19 protein-coding genes are annotated in these 21,314 nt (G+C 69.5%); 15 read left to right on the forward strand and 4 right to left on the reverse strand.

Annotated features, from left to right (window positions below; genetic code table 11):
• Positions 1–48: 48 nt before the first annotated feature.
• Positions 49–657: a class I SAM-dependent methyltransferase gene (locus BKH28_RS11945; protein ID WP_075419067.1), complete on the reverse strand. Its 609-nt coding sequence runs from the start codon at positions 655–657 to the stop codon at positions 49–51.
• Between the two features lie 169 nt (positions 658–826).
• Between BKH28_RS11945 and BKH28_RS11950 the strand changes: the two genes are divergently transcribed.
• The 5 genes from BKH28_RS11950 (at position 827) to BKH28_RS11970 (ending at position 7,785) form a co-directional block, all read left to right on the forward strand.
• Positions 827–1,717 carry a hypothetical protein gene (locus BKH28_RS11950; protein WP_075419010.1) on the forward strand — a complete coding sequence of 297 codons (891 nt, stop codon included), beginning with the start codon at positions 827–829 and terminating at the stop codon, positions 1,715–1,717.
• Positions 1,718–2,298: 581 nt separating this feature from the next.
• Positions 2,299–2,901, forward strand: a complete 603-nt coding sequence (locus BKH28_RS11955; protein WP_256695950.1) for a hypothetical protein — start codon at positions 2,299–2,301, stop codon at positions 2,899–2,901.
• A 78-nt stretch (positions 2,902–2,979) separates the two neighbouring features.
• Positions 2,980–4,596 carry a GTPase HflX gene (gene hflX, locus BKH28_RS11960; RefSeq protein ID WP_075419011.1) on the forward strand — a complete coding sequence of 539 codons (1,617 nt, stop codon included), beginning with the start codon at positions 2,980–2,982 and terminating at the stop codon, positions 4,594–4,596.
• A gap of 8 nt (positions 4,597–4,604) precedes the next feature.
• The gene (locus BKH28_RS11965; RefSeq protein ID WP_075419012.1) at positions 4,605–6,665 is read left to right on the forward strand and encodes an ATP-dependent DNA helicase; all 2,061 of its coding nucleotides are present in this window, start codon (positions 4,605–4,607) and stop codon (positions 6,663–6,665) included.
• 118 nt (positions 6,666–6,783) lie between these two features.
• On the forward strand, positions 6,784–7,785 hold the full coding sequence (locus tag BKH28_RS11970) for an L-lactate dehydrogenase (protein ID WP_075419013.1): 1,002 nt from the start codon (positions 6,784–6,786) through the stop codon (positions 7,783–7,785).
• A 76-nt stretch (positions 7,786–7,861) separates the two neighbouring features.
• Here BKH28_RS11970 and lexA read toward each other — a convergent pair whose 3' ends face one another.
• On the reverse strand, positions 7,862–8,653 hold the full coding sequence (gene lexA, locus BKH28_RS11975; RefSeq protein WP_075419014.1) for a transcriptional repressor LexA: 792 nt from the start codon (positions 8,651–8,653) through the stop codon (positions 7,862–7,864).
• A 213-nt stretch (positions 8,654–8,866) separates the two neighbouring features.
• On the opposite strand from lexA, the gene BKH28_RS13895 reads away from it, so the two are divergent.
• From BKH28_RS13895 to BKH28_RS11990, 3 genes are all read left to right on the forward strand, one after another.
• A complete protein-coding gene (locus BKH28_RS13895) occupies positions 8,867–9,607 on the forward strand; it encodes a LysM peptidoglycan-binding domain-containing protein (protein ID WP_075419015.1) in 741 nt (246 codons plus the stop codon).
• A gap of 107 nt (positions 9,608–9,714) precedes the next feature.
• Positions 9,715–10,170, forward strand: a complete 456-nt coding sequence (gene nrdR / locus BKH28_RS11985) for a transcriptional regulator NrdR (RefSeq protein ID WP_075419016.1) — start codon at positions 9,715–9,717, stop codon at positions 10,168–10,170.
• An 82-nt stretch (positions 10,171–10,252) separates the two neighbouring features.
• Positions 10,253–11,395, forward strand: coding sequence for a glycosyltransferase family 4 protein (locus tag BKH28_RS11990; RefSeq protein ID WP_075419017.1), 1,143 nt, complete (start codon positions 10,253–10,255; stop codon positions 11,393–11,395).
• A 51-nt stretch (positions 11,396–11,446) separates the two neighbouring features.
• On the opposite strand, the gene BKH28_RS11995 is transcribed toward BKH28_RS11990, so the two are convergent.
• Entirely contained in the window at positions 11,447–12,196 is a 750-nt protein-coding gene (locus tag BKH28_RS11995; protein WP_075419018.1) for an IclR family transcriptional regulator, read from the reverse strand.
• A 209-nt stretch (positions 12,197–12,405) separates the two neighbouring features.
• Here BKH28_RS11995 and leuC point away from each other — a divergent pair, with 209 nt between their 5' ends.
• The 7 genes from leuC (at position 12,406) to BKH28_RS12030 (ending at position 20,544) form a co-directional block, all read left to right on the forward strand.
• Positions 12,406–13,929, forward strand: a complete 1,524-nt coding sequence (leuC, locus tag BKH28_RS12000) for a 3-isopropylmalate dehydratase large subunit (RefSeq protein ID WP_075419019.1) — start codon at positions 12,406–12,408, stop codon at positions 13,927–13,929.
• Positions 13,930–14,013: 84 nt separating this feature from the next.
• Positions 14,014–14,667 carry a 3-isopropylmalate dehydratase small subunit gene (leuD, locus tag BKH28_RS12005; protein ID WP_075419020.1) on the forward strand — a complete coding sequence of 218 codons (654 nt, stop codon included), beginning with the start codon at positions 14,014–14,016 and terminating at the stop codon, positions 14,665–14,667.
• 247 nt (positions 14,668–14,914) lie between these two features.
• Entirely contained in the window at positions 14,915–16,237 is a 1,323-nt protein-coding gene (gene murA, locus BKH28_RS12010; protein WP_075419068.1) for a UDP-N-acetylglucosamine 1-carboxyvinyltransferase, read from the forward strand.
• Between the two features lie 136 nt (positions 16,238–16,373).
• Positions 16,374–17,141 (forward strand): lysophospholipid acyltransferase family protein, encoded by a 768-nt coding sequence (locus BKH28_RS12015; protein WP_075419021.1) that lies wholly within the window; start codon positions 16,374–16,376, stop codon positions 17,139–17,141.
• On the forward strand, positions 17,138–18,193 hold the full coding sequence (locus tag BKH28_RS12020) for an NAD(P)H-dependent glycerol-3-phosphate dehydrogenase (RefSeq protein WP_075419022.1): 1,056 nt from the start codon (positions 17,138–17,140) through the stop codon (positions 18,191–18,193). Before BKH28_RS12015 ends, BKH28_RS12020 begins: the two co-directional genes overlap by 4 nt.
• An 88-nt stretch (positions 18,194–18,281) precedes the next feature.
• On the forward strand, positions 18,282–19,448 hold the full coding sequence (locus BKH28_RS12025) for a D-alanine--D-alanine ligase family protein (RefSeq protein WP_075419023.1): 1,167 nt from the start codon (positions 18,282–18,284) through the stop codon (positions 19,446–19,448).
• On the forward strand, positions 19,435–20,544 hold the full coding sequence (locus BKH28_RS12030; protein WP_075419024.1) for a thiamine-phosphate kinase: 1,110 nt from the start codon (positions 19,435–19,437) through the stop codon (positions 20,542–20,544). The genes BKH28_RS12025 and BKH28_RS12030 overlap by 14 nt, the downstream gene beginning before the upstream one ends.
• 99 nt (positions 20,545–20,643) lie before the next feature.
• Here the strand turns inward: BKH28_RS12030 and rpmB are convergent, their stop codons facing one another.
• Positions 20,644–20,835 carry a 50S ribosomal protein L28 gene (gene rpmB / locus BKH28_RS12035; protein WP_003785965.1) on the reverse strand — a complete coding sequence of 64 codons (192 nt, stop codon included), beginning with the start codon at positions 20,833–20,835 and terminating at the stop codon, positions 20,644–20,646.
• Positions 20,836–21,314: the final 479 nt, after the last annotated feature.

Genomic DNA, 21,314 nt, shown 5'->3' on the forward strand with positions numbered 1-21,314 from the left:
GCCGGGCGGGCCCCGTCCGGGTGCCGACCCGACTGTGTGCCAGCCGTGTCAGTGGCGTACCCGCAGGATTCTGAAGCCCTTCGAGGAGGCCATTCGGCTCACGTCCCAGCCCTGGTCCCCCAGCCAGGCCGCCAGGGAGTCGGCACCCAGGTTCTTGAGCACCACCAGCCAGGCCTCACCGTCATCGGACAGCAGCGACAGCCAGTCCAGCAGCAGAGCGTGCAGGGCATCCTTACCGATGCGCACCGGAGGGTTGGACCAGATGAGATCCACCGGCGTCGAGCTCTCGCGCAGCTCGGCCAGCAGCGCGTCGGCCGGGGAGACACGCACGTTGTCCAGGCCTGCGGCAGCGGCGTTGCGAGCGGTCAGTCTCAGCGAGCGCTCGTTGACATCGGTGGCCAGGACCCTCGCCCTCGGGGCGGCCCCGGCCAGGGCCAGCGTGATCGGCCCCCAGCCGCAGCCCAGGTCGAGGAACGTGCCGGTCTCGGACGGATCGGGAACGTGATCGAGGAGGACCTGGGTGCCCTTGTCGAGGCGGTCGGCGCTGAAGACGCCCGAGGCCGTGACCACCGTGCGTTCGACACCGCGGATCGAGAAGCGGTGGGTGCGCTCCTCGGCCTCGACGGCGGGGGAGGCGGTGAAGTAGTGCTCGCTCACGCCCACCAGGCTACCCAAGCTCTGCTCGTCGACAGAGGGAGGAAACCAAGGCGGTCATCAGTCCGCTGCCCCCTTGCCAGGCGAGGAGTGCCGATTTTGCGAGACGCGGCTTTATGATAATACGATCGTCTCTCCATAGGGGTGCGGGCGGTAGGAGAGGGATGTTGTCATGAGCCGATACAGGGCTCTCGCAAAGGCGCTCAGCGGCTGGGCAATCTTGACGTTGGGAGTGACTCTTTCGATAGCGATCGCACAGGCTGTCGGATCCAGGACTGAGACCGGACCTGCATTCATTCGCGTGTCTCAGGCAGTTCTGGTCACATTGTTCGTTGTTCCCGCGATCGTGGCTTGTCGTCGTCTCCTTGACCGCAGGACTCTCGCCGGGATGGGCCTATCACGTCACTGGCCCGCCGCGGCCGCGACCGGGGTGGCCGTCGGTGTCGTGACCGGGGCTGTTGTGTGGACACCCGTGTTCTTGATCGGCTGGGCCCGGTTCGATCACCTCGAACCGGTGGCGCTCGCAACCTTCCTCGCAGTCAACGCGGTCGTCCTGCTACTGTACGAGGCATTGCCGGAGGAGATCGCGCTGCGCGGCTACGGGTGGTCGACTCTACGGGAAAGTTGGGGCCCGCTCGCGGCCACCATGACGATCACGGTTCTCTTCTGCCTCAGTACGGCGTTCAGCAATCTGATTCGAATGACGTCAACGCTCGTTCTAGGGGGTGGAACGACGGGCTTCTCTCTGGCGCCGAGCGGTAACGACCCCTTTTTCTACATAGTTTTGCTGTTCGTCTTCGGCCTCACACTGGTTGCGGCCCGACGGATCCCACTACCGGGTGCGCTCACCTCTGCGATCGCCTTCCATTTCACGTTTCTCACCATCAACCGCGTGCTTCTGGGTGGTCTTGGCTGGATCGACTCCGGGGTCGGGATCGAGTTCGCCACGCCAGAGGTGGCCGGGATCAGCCTTGTGCACGCTGCGCTTGCCGGAACTGTCTTCATGGTGGTGCGGCGGTGGCTGGAACGCCGCACAGCGGTTGTATCGAGGCGGGTAGCCTGATGTGATGACGATGTCTCCGCTACCATCCGACCCCGTGTCGGAAGGTCCGGTAGCACATCGGAGAAGCCAACGGGAGGCGCCTCCGGCGCCGTCGTCGGAGCCCTCGCCCCGAACATCGAGGTCTACGTCCTCGGGGAGATCCTGCGGGGCCTGGCCGCCGGGGCGCTCGCGACAGCGACCATGGGGGTCATGGTCACCGGCCTGCCCGACGCCTGGAGGCGGCTGTGCCTGGCGGGAGGATCGGGCATATGGGTCGTGGCGGCCCTGGTCGGACCCGTCTACGCCTCCGGCGTCAGCGCCTCCTGGGGGCTGGCGCTGGGCCCTCGTGGCCCACCTGCCGCTGCTCATCGCGGCACGTGCCGTCATGGCCGGGCGGATCCGCGCTATCAGCCTGGATGAGGGGGCAGAGGGTGACGAGGCAGTGCTATGGCTGCCCGCCGGGGCCATGGCCACAGGTGTGGCGATCATCGGGGCGCTGCGTGCCTCCAGCCCCTGGTTCTGGCCCGGAGTCGCCAGCGGGACCACCAGGGACCCTGCACCTGGCGGTCGGCCGGCGCGTGGGCATCGCCACCCTGATGTGGGTGTGCGCCTTTTTCCTGACCCTGGACTACCTGGTTGCTCCCAGCGCCCACGATGTCCTGGACATGACCCCGACCCAGATCGGCTGGGCGCTCACCGCAGGCGGTATCGGCTGGTCGGTCGTCGCGCTTGTCTGCGGGGCCCATCCGGCGTGGGAACCGAAGGCCTACCGCCGCCGCACCACGCTGGCCGCGGCCTTCTTCGTCCTCGGCGCCGCGCTTATGACCACCACGGGTCTCGGCCGACCGGGCTGGTGGGGGCTGCCCGTGGGCTACGGCGTGGCTGGCATCGGCATGGGCCTGACCCACCTGGACACCATGAACCGCATCGTCACCGATCCCGCAGAGCCCGATGGCATCACCCACGCCCAGGCCGCCACCGCCGTGACGATCGCCGGTGCGGTTCTGGGGACGGTCACCACGGCCTTCGTCGCCCCCACGGCATCCGGTGTCGAGACGGACCGGCTGTGGCCGACACTCATCTTGCTCGCCGTGGGGCTCCTCCTCACCCCGCTGCTGGCCCGACGCGCCGCCCGAGTCGGCGGGTGGCCCCACGCGCCCACGGGCAGTAGCATCGCCCTCATGTGGATCCTTCGTATGCGCTGAAACGGCGGCCGGCGCCGCTCCCCGCCAGAACCATCGCGCCCCATCGGAGGGGCGCAGGCATACGACGAAGGACTTTTTGTGACCCATCACCACCCCAACACCCCCTCCACCCCCGACGAGGCAGCAGACCTCCGCGACGCCCGTGACGCTCATGAGACCCGTGACGTTCATGACGTCGTCGCCCGGGTCCTGTCCCGAACCGGGACCGCCCTGGCCTCCACCGCCGCCCAGCACGAGCATGCTGACGGCTTCGAGGACGGTGACGACGACGGCGCCCTCGAGCGGGAGGCCCGCGCCGCCCGCCGCCGTGTGGCCGGCCTGTCCACCGAGCTCGAGGACGTCAGCGAGGTCGAGTACCGTCAGGTCCGCCTGGAGAAGGTCGTCCTGGTCGGCCTGGAGCTGCCCCGGCCCCACGGCTCGGCCACCGGCGCACCGGGCGGCAGCGGCCTTCAGGTGCGCGACACCCAGGACGCCGACACCTCCCTGCGTGAGCTGGCCGCCCTGGCCCAGACCGCCGGCAGCGAGGTCCTCGACGCCCTCATCCAGAGGCGCGACCACCCCGATCCCGCCACCTACCTGGGCAGCGGCAAGGCGCGCGAGCTGGCTGAGGTGGTGGCCGCGGCCGGCGCCGACACGGTGATCGTCGACGGCGAGCTCGCCCCCTCCCAACGCCGCGCCCTGGAGGACGTCGTCGGCGTCAAGGTCGTCGACCGCACCGCCCTCATCCTGGACATCTTCGCCCAGCATGCCAAGTCCCGCGAGGGCAAGGCCCAGGTCGAGCTCGCCCAGCTCGAGTACCTCCTGCCGCGCCTGCGCGGATGGGGAGAGTCCATGTCCCGACAGGCCGGAGGCCGTGTGGCCGCTGGTCAGGGCATCGGCTCGCGCGGCCCCGGAGAGACCAAGATCGAGCTCGACCGGCGCCGCATCCGCCAGCGCATGGCCCGCCTGCGCCGCGAGATCCAGGCCATGGCGCCCTCGCGTGAGACCAAGCGCGGCTCGCGCCGACGCGGAGCCATCCCCTCGGTGGCGATCGCCGGCTACACCAACGCCGGCAAGTCCTCCCTCATGAACCGCCTCACCGAGGCCGGCATCATGGTCGAGGACGCCCTGTTCGCCACCCTCGACCCCACCGTGCGGCGGGCCGAGACCTCCGAAGGGCGCACCTACACCCTCACCGACACCGTCGGTTTCGTGCGCAACCTGCCCCACGAGCTCATCGAGGCCTTCCGCTCCACCCTGGAGGAGGTGGCCGGGGCCGACCTCGTGCTGCACGTCGTCGACGCCGCCCACCCCGACCCCCTCAGCCAGGTGGCGGCCGTGCGCACCGTCCTGTCCGAGATCCCCGGCGCCCTGGACGTGCCCGAGCTCATCGTCCTCAACAAGACCGACCTCGCCGACGCCGTCACCCTGGCCGCGCTGCGCACCGGTCTGCCCGGAGCGGTCGCGGTCTCAGCCCGTACCGGTGAGGGGATCGAGGAGCTGCGCGCTCGCATCGAGCAGATGCTGCCCCACCCGCAGGTGAGCATCGACGTCGTGGTGCCCTACTCCCGCGGAGACCTCGTCTCCCGGGTCCACGCCGAGGGAGAGATCGACACGGTCGACTATGTCGAGACGGGGACTCACGTCGTCGCACGCGTCGGCGCCGCCCTGGCTGCGGAGATCGAGGGCGCCGCCGCGGGCGTCACCGTCGGCTGAGAGGCGCCGTGACCCCGAGCGAGCCGTGCCAGACGGACCGGCCTGACACCGACAGCGCCAGTGACCGCAGGGTCCTGGACGTCCTGAACACCGCGGTGCGCTCCATGGGCGGCAGCCCCCGCCAGGGGCAGGCCACCATGGCCCGGGAGGTGACCCAGTCCCTGGCGGACGGCACCCACCTCCTGGTGCAGGCCGGCACCGGGACGGGAAAGTCGCTGGGCTACCTGGTCCCCGCCATGGTCCACGCGGTGCAGGCCGGTCATCGGGTCGTGGTCTCCACCGCCACCCTGGCCCTTCAGCGGCAGGTCCTCACCAAGGACGCGCCTCTGGCGGCCGACGCCGTCGAGCAGGTCACCGGCACCCGCCCCGAGGTGGCCCTGCTCAAGGGCTGGCAGAACTACTTGTGCCGGCACCGCCTGGACGGCGGCTACCCGCAGGACGAGGACGACTCCGCGCTCTTCGGCGTCGGTGACGCCATCGCACAACCGGCCGCCGGGCACGGGACCGACGCGAGCCTGGGGGAGCAGGTGGTCCGCCTGCGCGAGTGGGCGGCCAGAACGGACACCGGTGACCGCGACGACCTCGTCCCCGGCGTGTCCCAGCGCGCCTGGGCCCAGGTCTCCGTCTCCCGGGCCGAGTGCCTGGGGCAGTCCTGCCCCCTGAAGTCCGAGTGCTTCCCCGAGCTGGCGCGCGCCGCCGCCTCCCGGGCCGATCTCGTGGTGACCAACCACGCCATGCTCGGCGTGGTCGTGGCCGGCAACCCCGGTGTCCTTCCCGACCACCGGGTCCTCATCGTCGATGAGGCCCACGAGCTGGCCGACCGCATCCGCTCCCAGGGCACCATCGCCCTGTCGGCGGCCGCCGTGGCGCGCACAGCCGCCACCGCCCGCAAGCACGCCTCCGTACTGGTCAGCGAGCTGGAGTCCGCCGGCCAGACCCTCCAGCTCGCGCTGGCCGAGCTGCCCGACGGCAGGCTGGAGGCGCCCCTGCCCACAGCCCTGCACGATGCGCTGGTACTCCTGGCCGGCGCCGCCCGCCAGGTCGCCTCCGACGTGCGCGACCAGGCCCGCGCCCTGGGGCGTGACCGCTCCAGTGAGGCCGCCGGAGGCCTGGCGGTCGCCCGCACCGCCGTCGGAGATCTGGTCGACGCCCTGGACCGCATGACCTCCGACTCGGTGGCCCAGGGCCGCGATGTCGCCTGGATAGAGCGTCCCCGCATGGGGGCCGAGCCCCCGCGGCTCCTCCTGGCCCCCATCGAGGTCGCCGGATCGGTGGCGAACCACCTGCTTGACGGTCGCACCGGCATCATGACGTCGGCGACCCTCGCCCTGGGGGACAGCTTTGAGCCCATGGCCCGTTCCCTGGGGCTGACCCTGGCGGAGCAGCCGTGGAAAGGCGTCGACGTCGGCTCCCCCTTCGACTACCCCCGCCAGGGCATCCTCTACGTGGCCGCCCACCTGCCCCGCCCCGGTGCCGGCATCTCGGAGGCGGCCCTGGATGAGATGCTCGCCCTGGTCGAGGCCTCCGGAGGCGGCATGCTGGGCCTGTTCTCCTCCAAGCGCGCGGCCCAGGAGGCCGCCGAGGTACTGCGCGGAGCCACCGACCTGCCCGTCTACGCCCAGGGCGACGACCAGCTGCCCACCCTGGTGCGGGCCTTCGCCGACGACGAGGCGGCCTGCCTGGTGGGCACCCTCTCGCTGTGGCAGGGCGTGGACGTGCCCGGACGCACCTGCCGTCTCGTCGTCATCGACCGCATCCCCTTCCCCCGCCCCGACGACCCGGTCGCCCAGGCCCGCACCAACGCCGTCGTGGCCGCCGGAGGCAATGGCTTCATGAGCGTGTCGGCCACCCACGCGGCTCTGCTCCTGGCCCAGGGGGCGGGGCGCCTCATTCGTCGCAGCCAGGACCGCGGTGTCGTCGCCGTCCTGGACTCGCGTCTGCGCACGGCGCGTTACGGGGGCTTTCTCACCCGCTCCATGCCCGCCCTGTGGCCGACGACGAAGCCCGATGTGGTCCGTGCCGCCCTGAGGCGTCTCGCCGTGCGGCCCGATGCCCCGGGGGAGGAGTGAACCTGCCGGCTGGGCCTTTCGGTATGTGCCCCTCGGGAGGAACTGCACGTAGGCTTGGCGTGAGCGGGTGCTCGCGCCCCTGCGGTCCTGCCCAGCAGATCCCATTGAGGAGAAGAACGTGTCAGACCACATCACCACTATCGCTGAAGGCTCCTACCCCACCAACCGTTCCGGCCGCCCCTCCAAAGTCGCTGTCATTGGTGCTGGGGCCGTTGGTTCCACCCTCGCCTACGCCTGTGTGACCAAGGGTGTTGCCCGCGAGGTCGTGCTGCAGGACATCGTCAAGGAGAAGGTCGAGGCCGAGGCCCTCGACATCGCCCAGGGAATCCAGTTCACCTCCGCCGGCTCCGTCTCGGGATCCGACGACCCCGAGATCTGCCGCGATGCGGATGTCATCGCCATCACCGCCGGTGCCAAGCAGAAGCCCGGCCAGTCCCGCCTCGAGCTCGCCGGCGCCACCGTCGGCATCATGGAGAAGATCCTTCCCAAGCTCGTCGAGGTCGCCCCCAACGCCATCTTCGTGCTCGTGGCCAACCCGGTGGACGTGGTGACCTACTGCGCCAAGAAGATCACCGGCCTGCCCGAGAACCAGGTCTTCGGCTCCGGCACAGTGCTGGACACGGCCCGGATGCGTTACCTCATCTCCCTGGAGACCGGAACGGCCGTTCAGAACATCCACGGCTACATCGCCGGTGAGCACGGCGACTCCGAGGTGCCCCTGTGGTCCTCCACCGAGATCGGTGGCGTGCCGATCACCCAGTGGGGCACCACCCTCGACGGCGGCGTGTTCGACGAGTCCAAGCGCGAGCGCATCGCCCACGACGTGGTCCGCTCCGCCTACCGCATCATCGAGGGCAAGGGCGCCACCAACTACGCCGTCGGCCTGGCCGTACAGCGCATCATCGGTGCCGTCCTCAACGACGAGCAGCGGGTGCTGACCATCTCCCCGCTGCTGGACGACTGGCACGGCATCTCCGACGTGTGCATGGCCGTACCCACGATCGTGGGACGTGAGGGCGCCGGGCGTCGCCTCGAGCTGCCCCTGACCTCGGATGAGAGGGAGCGCCTGATCGCCTCCGCCGACCACCTGCGTGAGGTCGCACGCGGTCTGGGCTACTGAGCCGTCGGTCTGAACCACTGAAGGACCGCCCCGCTGACCGGGGCGGTCCTTCTCTCATGCAGGCTGCCGTGCGTGACTACAGGGCACGCAGCACCGTGACCACCTTGCCCAAGATCGTGGCATGGTCTCCGTCGATCGGGGGGTAGCTGGAGTTGCGGGGGAGCAGCCACTGGTGGCCGTCGCGACGCGAGAGCACCTTGACCGTTGCCGAGGCGCCGTCGACATCCTCGATCATGGCCGCCACGATCTCGCCGTTGGCCGCGTCTGGCTGGGAGCGCACCACCACCCAGTCACCGTCGCAGATGGCCGCATCGATCATCGAGTCCCCGTGCACCTCCAGCATGAAGAGCTCGCCCTCACCGGTCAGGCGGCGGGGCAGGGCCATGACGTCGGTGACGTCCTGCTCTGCCAGGATCGGGGTTCCGGCGGCGATCCGTCCCACCAGCGGAACGGCGACCGCGTCCCCGTCCTCGACGCCGGGGATGCTGGGGGAGTCGAGTGAGGAGATGTGAGCGGTGCCGCCGGAGGCGGCTGCGCGGCCACTGGGACTGCTGTCGGCGGTGACGACCTCCATCGCCCGAGGGCGATTGGGGTCTCGGCGCACCAGGCCCAGGCGCTCGAGCTTGTCCAGCTGGTGCTTGACGGAGGAGGGGCTGGTCAGTCCCACCTGCTCGCCGATCTCACGCAGTGAGGGCGGGTACCCGTGGGCGGCGATGGCCTCGCGGACAGCTTCATAGACCGCACGGGCGCGCGTGTCGAGGCCGCTGACGGCCTCCGTGACCGTCGCTGCGCTGGTCGCCTCAGAACCGCCGGTTCCGGCGTGCGGCCCTGGAGCCGGTGAGGCGCCCCGGTCTGCTGTGGTGCTCATGGTCCTTGCCCTCCCTGCCGGACGGCCCTCAGGCCCGGGGGCGTCAAGGGCGCGGAATAGATGTCGGTGGTCCGTGATCGTCTTGGACATGACCAGCCTACCGGCGAGACGACCACGATTCAAACACATGTTCGAAGAGGTGCTGGACGTGTCGCCCTTCAGGCGCTAATGTGTCGAACAAGCGTTCGTCGAACATGTGTTCAGGAGGTTGCTGTGAGCGTCATCGCCATCCCACTGCCGTCCCGCCAGGCTTCTCGGGCTCGGACTGATGAGCCTGTCGCGGGATCGGCCCATGGCCGGGGTGCCGGGCAGTCCTCCCGTCGGCCTCGGCTGAGGCTGGTCACCGACGACTTCGTCCCCGAGGTTCCCGTGCGGCGCAGCGTCGGCGGTCCGCTGCGCCCCATGTCCGCATCCGTCTGCGTCCCGGCGGCGCCGGCGATGCGTCGCCCCGCCACACCCGCGGCTCTGCGTGATCGTCGCGCGGAGCTGGAGAGGCTGGCCCCTCAGCACCCGGCAGTGCGAGCCGCCGGGCTGCGACGTGGCGCTCAGCAGGAGCAGGGGCGGCAGAACAACGCCGCTCAGGACGCTGGGGGGAATGAATCCAGCCCGTCCAGCTCGAGGGAGGCGGCTGGGGGAGAGGCGCGTTCCCGGGAGAGGCTGCGACTTCTTCGCAGCGGCTCCGCAGTCATTGTCGCGGCCTTCGTGCTCGCCTGCTGCGGACTGACCATCGGAGCTCTGGCGGGCCTGGTCTCACCGGTCCCCGCTACGGCCGTTGCTCACGTATCGGCGGACACGACCACCACAGTTGTTCGTCCCGGACAGTCCCTGTGGGACATCGCCGAGTCGAGCGGGACCTCGGACGTCCCGGGGATGGTGGCCCGGATCGTCGAGCTCAACGATCTCCAGGGAACCGCCGTCCGTGCCGGGCAGACGCTTGAGGTGCCTACGGCGTGAGAACTGGTGCGCGGATCGCACCTTGAGGCGGGCTTGCGGGGCGGCCCGCCGGGCGTTTACTCTCCGATGGACTGACACGTAGTCCAGTGAGATCGGAGGTCGCAGGCGTGCACTGCCCCTTCTGCCGTCATGACGGCTCGCGCGTTGTCGACTCCCGGACCGCGGAGGACGGCACCTCGATCCGTCGTCGTCGTGAGTGTCAGCAGTGTGGGCGCCGCTTCACCACTCTGGAGACCGCCAGCCTGTCGGTCCGGAAACGCTCCGGTGTCGTCGAGCCCTTCAGTCGGGACAAGGTCGTGGTCGGGGTCAGGCGCGCCTGTCAGGGGCGTCCCGTCTCCGACGATCAGCTCGCGCTTCTGGCGCACCAGGTTGAGGAGGCCATTCGCGCAGGAGGTCAGGCGCTCGTCGACTCCCACGACGTCGGGCTGGCGATCCTGGGCCCCTTGCGTGAGCTGGACCAGATCGCCTACCTGCGCTTCGCCTCGGTCTACTCCTCCTTCGACTCCCTGGAGGACTTCGAGAAGGCCATTGCCGGGCTGCGCAACGCCGAGGCGGTCTCCTAGCGTCAGTGGCCGATGAGGGCCTGCGCGGCGTGAGGAGTCCGTCAGGGGCCTCTGTCGAAGGAGGACGTGGCAAACTGAGATTATGCGCGTCCTCATCGTCTCCGACTGCTACGCGCCGCGACTGGGCGGCATCGAGACTCAGGTGCGGGATCTCGCCCGCAACCTGAAGCGGGCCGGCCATGAGCCCGCCGTCGTCACCGCAACGCCGGTGGGTGGTGGTCGTGGCCGCAGCGTTGAGAGAGCCGATGGCTTCCCCGTCTACCGAACCACCGCGCACCTGCCCAGTGAGCTGCCCGTTCATCCCCGAGCCGGGCGCGAGCTCGATGACCTCCTGTCCCGTCTGCGTCCTGACGTCGTTCACGCCCATGTCGGCATCGTCTCGCCCTTCGCCTGGTCCGGCATCGCCGCGGCCCGGCGGGCGGGGCTCCCCCTGTCCGTCACCTTCCACTGCGTCCTGGGGCCCTGGGCGTCAGTGGCCGGGGTGCTGGGGCCCGCCAGTCCCGTGCGCCTGTGGCAGCGCGGCGGTGCCGACCTGACAGCCGTGTCCTCCATGCTCGCCTCCGAGGTCAAGCGCGCCGGCGCTCAGGATCCCGTCACCGTTCTGCCCAACGGCATCACCGTCGAGGACTGGCGCCTGGAACGCCCCGGTCCCCAGGGGCGACGGCCTCACCGGCCGGTCACGGTCGTGGCCTCCCTGCGGTGGGTCGAGCGCAAGCGCCCTCTACAGGTCGTGCGCGCCTTCGCCCAGGCGGTCAGGAGCACCCCCGGGAGCGATGCGCTCCTCAGGATCTACGGGGACGGCCCGCTGCGCGACAGGCTCGCCCGTGAGGTCGCCGAATCCGGCCTGGCCGACCGCATCACGCTCGTGGGGCGCGTTGAGCGCACTGAGCTCGCCCAGGCCTTCACGCGTGCGGACATCTACCTGCAGACCTCGCCCGCCGACTCCTTCGGCATCTCCACCCTTGAGGCCCGCAGTGCAGGACTGGCGGTCGTCGCTCTGCGCTCCAGCGGAGTCAGCGACTTCGTCACCGATGGTGTTGATGGTCTCCTGGCCGACGACGAGTCCGGCCTGGCCCGCGAGCTCGCCACTCTTCTGGGGGATGACGAGCTGCTCGAGCGCATCAAGGCCCACAACTACGAGAACGTCCCCTTGCCCGAGTGGGGCTCCGTGGTGCAGATGAACGTCGAGGCGTACCGGCGAGCCATCGACCTGGCAGGTGCGTGAGCCCAGCTGGGCGCGCGAGCCGGCGCCGGGGCGAGGGGGTGATCGGCCCCGTCAGACGGTGCCTGTGTCGCTGAGCACCTCGGAGAGCCGACGCGCTGCGGCCATGACCACGTGTCCATGGACCCGGCCGGGCTGGCGCCCCATGCGCTCAATGGGGCCGGAGATCGAGATCGCGGCCACCACCTTGCCTCCGGGGCCGCGTACCGGCGCCGAGACGGAGGCGACTCCGGGCTCGCGCTCGCCAACCGACTGAGCCCATCCCCGACGTCGGACCGCCGAGAGCATGGTGGCGGTGAAGCGGGCTCCCACCAGGCCGCGGTGCAGGCGGTCTGGCTCCTCCCAGGCGAGGAGCACCTGGGCCGCCGAGCCGCCCTGCATGGACATGGTGGCGCCCACAGGGATGGAGTCACGCAGTCCGATCGGGCGCTCGGCATTGGCCACACAGATGCGCACGTCACCTTGGCGGCGGTAGAGCTGCGCCGACTCGTGGGTCTTGTCGCGCAGGGCCGCCAGCACCGGTCCGGCGGCGGACAGGAGATGGTCCTCGCCCGCCGCGCTGGCCAGCTCGGTGAGCCTGGGGCCCAGGATGAAGCGTCCCTGTGAGTCGCGGGTGACCAGGCGGTGGAACTCCAGGGCGACCGCGATGCGGTGCGCCGTGGGGCGGGCCAGGTGCGTGGTGGACACGAGCTGGGCCAGAGTCGCCGGTCCCGACTCCAGCGCGCTCATCACCAGGGCCGCCTTGTCGATCACGCCGACGCCGCTGCTGTCGTTCTCCGGGGAGTTCTCTGAGGGGCTGTCCATAATCTGATACTGTCATTTCAAGGTATGAGATTTCAAGTTAGGGTCGTCCCGGGAAGCGGCGCAGTGTCAGCATCCTGGGGTCAAGCGGTGCTCGGTGGTCTCGGATGCGGCGCGGCCGCCTCGTGCGGTCTGTGCGGGCCAGCAGCGTCTCCGGGCGCTCCTGAGTGCGGGGCGGATCGGGAACACCTGTTGCTGAGAGGATGAAGTCGATGGGAATGACTCTCGCCGAGAAGGTCTGGCGCGATCATGTGGTGTCCAAGGGTACCGACGGTGCCCCCGACCTGCTGTACATCGACCTTCACCTGGTCCATGAGGTCACCAGCCCCCAGGCCTTCGAGGGGCTGCGCCTGGCCGGACGCAAGGTCCGACGCACCGACCTGACCATCGCCACGGAGGACCACAACACCCCCACCGTCGACATTGATCTACCGATCGCCGACGTCACCAGCCGCGCCCAGATCGAGACCCTGCGCGCCAACTGCGCCGAGTTCGGGGTGCGTCTGCACTCCCTGGGGGACGCCGACCAGGGGATCGTCCACGCCGTCGGCCCGCAGCTGGGGCTGACCCAACCCGGCATGACCGTGGTCTGCGGCGACTCCCACACCTCCACCCACGGCGCCTTCGGGGCGCTCGCCTTCGGCATCGGCACCTCCCAGGTCGAGCACGTCCTGGCCACTCAGACCCTGCCCATCGCCCCCTTCAAGACGATGAGCGTCACCATCGACGGAGACCTGCCCTCGGGCAGCGGGGCCAAGGACATCATCCTGGCCATCATCGCCAAGATCGGCACCAACGGGGCGCAGGGGCATGTCATTGAGTATCGTGGCCGGGCCATTGAGCAGCTCTCGATGGAGGCCCGGATGACGATCTGCAACATGAGTATCGAGGGCGGCGCCCGGGCCGGCATGATCGCCCCGGACCAGACCACCTTCGACTACCTCAAGGACCGTCCTCACGCACCCGTCGGCGAGGACTGGGACGCCGCAGTGGAGTACTGGTCCAGTCTGCGCACCGATCCCGACGCCGTCTTCGACACCGAGGTGGTTCTTCAGGCCGAGGACATCGAGCCCTTCGTCACCTGGGGCACCAATCCCGGGCAGGGCCTGCCGCTGTCGGCGCGCGTCCCCGACCCCGAGGACATCGCCGACGCCACTGAGCGGCTCGCCGCCGAACGTGCCCTGGAGTACATGGACCTCGTTCCGGGAACGCCCCTGCGTGACATCAAGGTCGACACCGTCTTCATCGGATCGTGCACCAACGGCCGTATCGAGGACCTGCGGGCCGCCGCCGAGGTGGTGCGCGGGCGCAAGAAGGCCGAAGGGCTGCGCATGCTCGTGGTGCCGGCCTCCGCCCGGGTGCGTCTGCAGGCCGAGGCCGAGGGACTGGACCGGGTCTTCACGAGCTTCGGCGCCGAGTGGCGCAACGCCGGCTGCTCCATGTGCTTGGCCATGAACCCCGACAAGCTCTCCTCCGGGGAGCGCGCGGCCTCCACCTCCAACCGCAACTTCGAGGGACGTCAAGGAAAAGGTGGACGGACCCACCTCGTCTCGCCCGTCGTCGCCGCGGCCACCGCCGTGCGGGGGGCGCTGTCGGCGCCAGGGGATCTGCCGCCACGGCCTGCCGCCTCGCTGGATGCGGGCACCTCCACCGGCTCCGCTCCGGATGCGGGCGACATCCCAACGGTCACGGCGGTTGCGCCGGTCTCCGCCGCGCCTCCTGCGACCGTCCTGTAGAGGACGTTGCCGATCGGGAGACGAAGGCATACAGGCGAGTAGAGGCCCAGTAGAGGCCGAGTAGAGGCAAGGAGCTCAAAGACTGTGGACAAGTTCATCCGACACACGGGCATCGGTGCCCCGTTGCGGCGCAGCGCCGTCGATACCGACCAGATCATCCCGGCGGTGTATCTCAAACGCATCACCCGCACGGGCTTCGACGACGCCCTGTTCGCCTCCTGGCGGGCCGGTGAGCCCGACTTCATCCTCAATCAGGACGCTTACAAACGAGCTTCCGTGCTCGTCGCCGGCCCTGATTTCGGCACGGGCTCCTCGCGGGAGCACGCAGTGTGGGCGCTCAAGGACTACGGGTTCAAGGTCGTCCTGGCGCCTCGCTTCGCCGACATCTTCCGCGGCAACGCCGGCAAGCAGGGGCTGGTGGCCGGAGTGGTCTCCCAGGAGGACTGCGAGCAGCTGTGGAAGATCCTCGAGACCGAGCCGGGCACCGAGGTGACGGTGGACCTGGAGAACCGTACGGTTGAGGCCGGATCGTTCCGCTGCGCCTTCGCCATCGATGACTACGTGCGCTGGATTCTCATGGAGGGGCTCGACGACATCTCCCTGACCCTCACTCAGGAGGACGCCATCCGCGCCTACGAGGAGGCCCGCCCGGCCTTCAAGCCGCGTACCCTGCCGGCCAAGCACTTGCCGACCCAGGAGGTCGTCTCGGCCCGGGCCGCGGACATGCCCCGGCCCTGAGCGGGACCTGGGTGGTTCGGATCCTGCCCGCTCAAAGAGTTCCTCCTCCGAATTTCATCGCATTGGTACGGTGTTGGATAGAATTAATCGGGATTCTCTGTGAGTCGAAGGCCACCTGATACAGCCCTGAAAAGGGTCCTGGGAGTCCCTCCGGTGCGCTTATGCTGGGACGGCCTCGCGCGCCTGCGCGGGGATGGGTGAGCGGCTCACGCGCGCGGCACGCCCAGATGACGTCATGGAGGTGTGCATGGTCGACGGTCTGCTCCAGGTCGAGGGCGGTCGCCCGCTGACTGGTGAGATCACCGTCCGCGGAGCCAAGAACCTGGTTCCCAAGGCGATGGTGGCGGCGCTGCTGGGGTCGTCTCCCTCGGTGCTGCGCAATGTCCCGCTCATTCGTGACGTTGACGTGGTCTCGGGGCTGTTGAGCCTGCACGGCGTGAGCATCGACTACGACCAGCAGGAGGGCGTCCTCCAGCTGGACCCATCCAAGGTCGAGTCGGCTCATATGGCGGACATTGACGCGCACGCCGGCTCCTCGCGCATTCCTATCCTCTTCTGCGGTCCGCTCCTGCACCGCCTGGGGGAGGCCTTCATCCCTGACCTGGGCGGGTGCCGTATCGGTGATCGCCCCATCGACTTCCACCTGGAGATCCTGCGTCAGTTCGGCGCCGTGGTCGACAAGCAGGCGCAGGGCATCCGGCTGACCGCGCCTCACGGTCTCAACGGAACCGTCATCGAGCTTCCCTACCCCTCAGTCGGAGCCACCGAGCAGACCCTGCTCACTGCTGTGCGCGCCAACGGGCTGACCGAGCTGCGCAACGCCGCCGTCGAGCCCGAGATCATGGACCTGGTCGACGTCCTGCAGAAGATGGGCGCCATCATCTCGGTGGACACCGATCGCACCATCCACGTCGAGGGCGTCAACGAGCTGTGCGGTTACACCCACTCGGCCCTGCCCGACCGTATTGAGGCGGCCTCCTGGGCCTCTGCCGCCCTGGCCACTCGTGGGGACGTGTTCGTGCGCGGAGCCCACCAGAGCCACATGACCACCTTCCTCAACACCTTCCGCAAGGTGGGGGGCGCCTTCGACGTCACTGATGAAGGCATCCGCTTCTACCACCTCGGTGGGGACCTGAAGTCGATCGTGGTGGAGACCAACGTCCACCCCGGCTTCATGACCGACTGGCAGCAGCCTCTTGTCGTGGCGCTCACCCAGGCCCAGGGCCTGTCCATCGTCCACGAGACCGTCTACGAGAACCGCTTCGGGTTCACCGGTGCCCTTCGCAAGATGGGGGCCACCATCCAGGTCTACCGAGAGTGCCTGGGCGGTACCGAGTGCCGTTTCGGCCAGCGCAACTTCTACCACTCGGCGGTCATCTCCGGGCCTACCCCGCTGACCGGTGCCGACATCGTCGTCCCTGACCTGCGCGGTGGCTTCTCCCACCTCATCGCGGCCCTGGCCGCCGAGGGCACCAGCCGCGTCGAAGGCGTCAACCTCATCGATCGCGGCTACGAGCACTTCATGTCCAAGCTGGAGTCCCTCAACGCCGCCGTCACCCGCCTGGCCTGATGCGGAACCGCTCCGCCGGCCGCGTCTCAGCGAGGTCGGCGGAGCGGAGCGCACGGGCAGGCCTCGGGCTCGGCTCGGAGAACCTCGTTCAGCGCGCTGAAGCGGATAGAGTTCACCTGTGTCTGAAACACGCCGCATGACTCCGTTCTACCGCTTCGCCGCGCGCGGGGCGATCATCCCGTTCCTCAAGATGGTCTCCCGGCAGAAGGTGACCGGTCTGGAGAACATCCCCCGCGAGGGCGGCTTCATCGCCGTGGCCAACCACCTGACCGACCTCGACTCGCTCACGGCCATGCGAGCCCTGGTTGACGCCGATGTTCCCGTCTACTCACTGGCCAAGTCCACCCTGTTCAAGGTGCCGGTGCTCGGGTCCATCCTGCGGGCCGGCGGCCAGATCCCGGTCCAGCGGGGCACCCAGAATGCGGCCACGGCCCTCAAGGCCGCCAGTGAGGTCCTGGCTGACGGCGGCGCCATCATGATCTTCCCCGAGGGCACGCTCTCTCGGGACCCCCTCAAGTGGCCGATGGTGGCCAAGACCGGGGCGGCCCGGCTGGCCATGACCAGTGGCGCCCCCGTCCTGCCCATGGGGCAGTGGGGCGCGCATGAGATCCTGGACACCTACGGGCGTTCCTTCCACCCCTTCCCCCGCAAGGACGTGCGCGTCACCATCGGTGAGCTCATGGACCTGTCCCGCTTCGGGCAGGACACCCAGGACCGCGAGGCCGTGCGTGCCTGTACCGCCGAGATCATGCGGGCCATCACCTCCCTGGTGGAGGAGCTCCGCGGCGAGAAGGCCCCCCGCCCCTTCGACATGCACTATGACGGCGACCCCGGCAAGGGAAGGATCGGCGTGCGCCGCCCCGACCCGCTGCCCGAGGCGGACACTCAGGAGGACGGCCAGTGAACGGCGTCGAACGCGCAACGAGTGCACCGGTGCAGCAGACCGCGGCCGTCATCGGCTCAGGCGCCTGGGGCACCACCTTTGCCGGCCTCCTGGCCCAGGCCGGTACTCCGACGACGATCTGGGCCCGGCGTCGGGAGGTGGCTGAGGAGATCAATGCCGGCACCAACGAGCGCTATGTCCCCGGTCATCGTCTGCCGCCGGGCCTGAAGGCGACCACCGATCTGGCCGGAGCCGTCGAGGGGGCGGGCATCGTCGTCGTGGCCGTGCCCTCCCAGGAGGCCCGAGGAGTCCTGGAACCCCTCCGGGGCACCCTGGCCGACGACGCCGTGGCCGTCTCCCTCATGAAGGGCATCGAGCTGGGCACCGGGCTGCGGATGAGCGAGGTCCTGGCCGAGGCCCTGGGCATCGACGCCTCCCGCGTCGTGGTCGTCTCCGGCCCCAACCTGGCCGACGAGATCGCCGCGGGCCAACCCACCGCCACCGTGGTGGCCGCCGACGACGAGCGGGTCGCCGCCCGGATCGCCTCCCTGTGCGCCACCGGCACCTTCCGTCCCTACACCAACACCGACGTCCTGGGTGTCGAACTGTGCGGGGCGGTCAAGAACGTCATCGCCCTGGCCGTCGGCGCGGCCGCCGGCCGGGGCCTGGGGGACAACTCCAAGGCCACGATCATCACCCGGGGCTTGGTGGAGATCACCCGCCTGGGACTGAAGCTCGGGGCCAGCCCGGAGACCTTCTCCGGGTTGGCCGGCATGGGGGACCTGGTGGCCACCTGCTCCTCGCCCCTGAGCCGTAACCAGACCTTCGGCCGCCACCTCGGCGAAGGGATGAGCGTGGCCGAGGCCGCTGCGGCCTCCCGGGGCGTGGCCGAGGGAGCCAAGTCGGCCCGCGCCGTCCTCGACCTGGCCCGGGCTCACGGCGTGGACATGCCGATCACCGCCGGAGTCGTCACCGTCGTCGAGGGGGCCGCCAGTGTCGCCCAGGTGACTGACGCACTGTTGGCCCGTCCTCGCAAGGCCGAGGGCGTCCACGCGGCACCGTCTCAGGCCTAGCGCGCTCCACGCCCAGTGAAAGCCGGCTTTAATCCGGGTTTCTTGTGCGTTATCAGCATGTGGGGCGCCGCGCGGTAGCGTGGGACCTATGACAGCCCTCCAGGAAACCGGCCCCTCCGTCCCCAGTTCTGACAACTCCAAAGTGCGTGTTGCCGTCGTCTTCGGCGGACGCAGCGGTGAGCACACGATTTCCTGCGCCACCGCCGCCGGCGTCCTGTCAGCCATCGACCGCGACCGTTACGAGGTCCTTCCCGTGGGTATCACCCCCGAGGGCCAGTGGTTGCTCGTCGAGGACGATCCTGCCGCCCTCGAGCTCAGCGACAGCCGGCCTCCGGTGACGATCACCGCCGACGGTCTGGGGCGGGGGACGCTCACCGCACCCCTGGGGGGCGGCGAGCTCACAGTGCTCGGCTCCGCGGGGCCCGAGGTCCTGGGGCGGGTCGACGTCGTCCTGCCACTGCTGCACGGGCCCTACGGCGAGGACGGAACCATCCAGGGCATGCTGGAGATGATGGGCCTTCCCTACGTCGGCTGCGGGGTGCTGGCCAGCGCCGCGGGCATGGACAAGCAGGTCACCAAGGTGCTCCTGGGGGCCGCGGGCATTGCCACGGCGCCGCACGTCGTCGTCGGCCCACACGCCTGGAAACGCGACCCCGAGGCGATTCTGGAGGCATGCCGGTCCCTGACCTACCCTCTGTTCGTCAAGCCCGCCCGTGCCGGCTCCTCCCTGGGCATCAGCAAGGTCGACCGCCCTGAGGATCTCCCGGGGGCCATCGAGGCGGCCCGCGCGGTCGATCCCAAGGTCCTCGTGGAGAGCGGCATCGTGGGACGCGAGGTCGAGGTCGCCGTCCTTCAGGGCCGCGACGATGACGCCCCCAGGGTGGCCGAGCCCGGTGAGATCGCCATGGATGCCTCCCATGGCGCCGGCGAGTTCTACGACTACGAGACCAAGTACCTGGCCCACGACGCCGTCGCCATGGTCTGCCCGGCGCGCATCGGCCCCGAGGCGCGCGCACTCATCATGGACACCGCCGCACGGGCCTTCGAGGCGGTCGGCTGCGAGGGGCTGGCCCGGGTGGACTTCTTCCTCACCGACAGCGGCGAGGCGGTCGTCAACGAGATCAACACGATGCCCGGTTTCACACCCTTCTCCATGTACCCCTATATGTGGCAGGTCTCCGGTCTGGGCTACACCGAGCTGGTCTCCGAGCTCATCGAGCTGGCCGTGGCCCGCTCCACTGATGTCAACCGCTGAGAAGGACCCACCCGGCAACGGGGACGCGGGTGAGGACGTGCGGGTCGGTGACCTCAGCGAGGAGGAGCTTCTCGCCGTCATCACCCCCCTCCTGCCCCGTGGTCCTCAGACACCCGTCGGCACGGGGGATGACTGTGCGGTGCTGTCCTTCCCCGACTCGCACACGGTGGTGAGCACCGATGTCCTGGTCGAGGGCCGCCACTTCCGTACCGAGTGGTCCACCGGCCGTGACGTCGGAGCGAGGGCCGCGGCCCAGAACCTCGCCGACGCCGCCGCCATGGGTGCCAGGCCGGTTGCGCTCGTCGTTGGCCTGGTCATGCCTGCGGCCACATCGGTCGGCTGGGTGCGGCACTTCGCCCGCGGACTGGCCCAGGGATGCGAGCCCTGCGGGGCGGGCGTCGTGGGCGGCGACCTCAGCGCCGGTGACTCACTGGTCGTGGCCGTCACGGTCCTGGGTGACCTCGAGGGCCGCGCACCGGTTCTGCGAAGCGGCGCCCGGCCCGGTGACGTCGTCGTCCATGTTGGAACCCTGGGGCGCAGTGCGGGGGGTCTCGCCCTACTCGGCGCCGGCACTGACTATGCGTCGGGTTCGCACGCCTCCGTCTTCGGCGGCCAGGAGCAGGCTCGGGCCCAGGCCTGCATCGAGGTCTTCCGGGCCCCCACCCCGCCCCTGGCAGCAGGCCGCGAGCTGGCGCTGGCCGGCGCCACCTCCATGCTGGATGTCTCGGACGGGCTGCTGCGCGACGCCGGTCGGATCGCCCGAGCCAGCGGCGTCGTCATCGATCTCGACGATCCAGCAGACCTGCCGGACGTATCCTTCCTCGAGCCGGTGGCAGCGCTCGTGAGCGGCCACGACGAATCAACGGCTCGCGCTCTGGCCCGCAGCTGGCTGCTCACCGGGGGAGAGGATCACGGACTGCTCGCCACCGTCCCGGCAGACGCCCTCGAGCGGCTACCCGCCGGGGCCAGAGTGATCGGCCGGGTCCTGAGCCCGCAGTCCTCACCCGCCCGAGTGCTGGGGCACCGGCCGGGCGTCCTCCTCGCAGGAGAATTCGCGCAGGAGCACACCGGCTGGGACCACTTCTCTCACGCCTGACGGGCCTGTACCCGGTTGAAGAGAAACGGGGCACGACAAAGGCCGCCGACTGCTTTGCGCAGCGGCGGCCTCGTGCTCGAAGGACTCGAGATGATGCGCTCAGATGTTGCGCGTCACCTTCCCGGCCTTGAGGCAGGACGTGCACACGTTGAGGCGCTTGGGGGCGCCGTTGACGAGAGCACGCACACGCTGGATGTTGGGGTTCCACCGGCGGTTGGTCCGCACGTGGGAGTGCGAGACGCTCTTGCCGAAGATGGGGCCCTTGCCGCAAACGTCGCACACAGCAGCCACGGTCTCACTCCTGATCTTCAATGCTTCAACGCTCAGGCCGATGCCCGGCGTCAGGTCTTACCGCCCAGGCGTGGGGCGCTGGGCAACCCGAACACAATAGCGGACCTCTGTGTGGCCCCCCAAGCCGCGGTGGCGTGCGTTCGGGCACATGCCGTCCTGCGTGAAGCCTGGGGGAGGGGTGTGGATAGGGTTGGTGGTGTGTTGTATCTCACTACCTGAAGGGCGTGTGCTCCAGGTTGGTGCGGTGGTAGCGGTCTGACCAGCGTGCTGGTGTCCCGGATACCCATCGGTTCTCCAGTGCGATGAGCGGGGTCCGTGTGCGGGCATCCCGCTCCGGTGGGAGGAATGTGCCCGGGCAGGTACCCTGAAACCACATATCAATCCAAAGGCTCGGCCCAGCCATGAACCAGGCTCGCTGAACGCCTGCACATATGCAGATCATGCAATGGAACAGAAGGTGTTCGCAGCGTGAAACACAT

Source organism: Actinomyces oris (assembly GCF_001937665.1).
In the GTDB taxonomy this organism is placed as follows: domain Bacteria; phylum Actinomycetota; class Actinomycetes; order Actinomycetales; family Actinomycetaceae; genus Actinomyces; species Actinomyces stomatis.

Bases quoted from the DNA above. Each gene is read 5' to 3' on its own strand.
- BKH28_RS12015 (WP_075419021.1), top strand. From the start codon at position 16,374: ATGACTCCGTTCTACCGCTTCGCCGCGCGCGGGGCGATCATCCCGTTC.
- leuC (WP_075419019.1), top strand. From the start codon at position 12,406: ATGGGAATGACTCTCGCCGAGAAGGTCTGGCGCGATCATGTGGTGTCC.
- murA (WP_075419068.1), top strand. From the start codon at position 14,915: ATGGTCGACGGTCTGCTCCAGGTCGAGGGCGGTCGCCCGCTGACTGGT.
- lexA (WP_075419014.1), bottom strand. From the start codon at position 8,653: ATGAGCACCACAGCAGACCGGGGCGCCTCACCGGCTCCAGGGCCGCAC.
- BKH28_RS11950 (WP_075419010.1), top strand. From the start codon at position 827: ATGAGCCGATACAGGGCTCTCGCAAAGGCGCTCAGCGGCTGGGCAATC.
- BKH28_RS11990 (WP_075419017.1), top strand. From the start codon at position 10,253: ATGCGCGTCCTCATCGTCTCCGACTGCTACGCGCCGCGACTGGGCGGC.
- BKH28_RS11995 (WP_075419018.1), bottom strand. From the start codon at position 12,196: ATGGACAGCCCCTCAGAGAACTCCCCGGAGAACGACAGCAGCGGCGTC.
- BKH28_RS12025 (WP_075419023.1), top strand. From the start codon at position 18,282: ATGACAGCCCTCCAGGAAACCGGCCCCTCCGTCCCCAGTTCTGACAAC.
- BKH28_RS12030 (WP_075419024.1), top strand. From the start codon at position 19,435: ATGTCAACCGCTGAGAAGGACCCACCCGGCAACGGGGACGCGGGTGAG.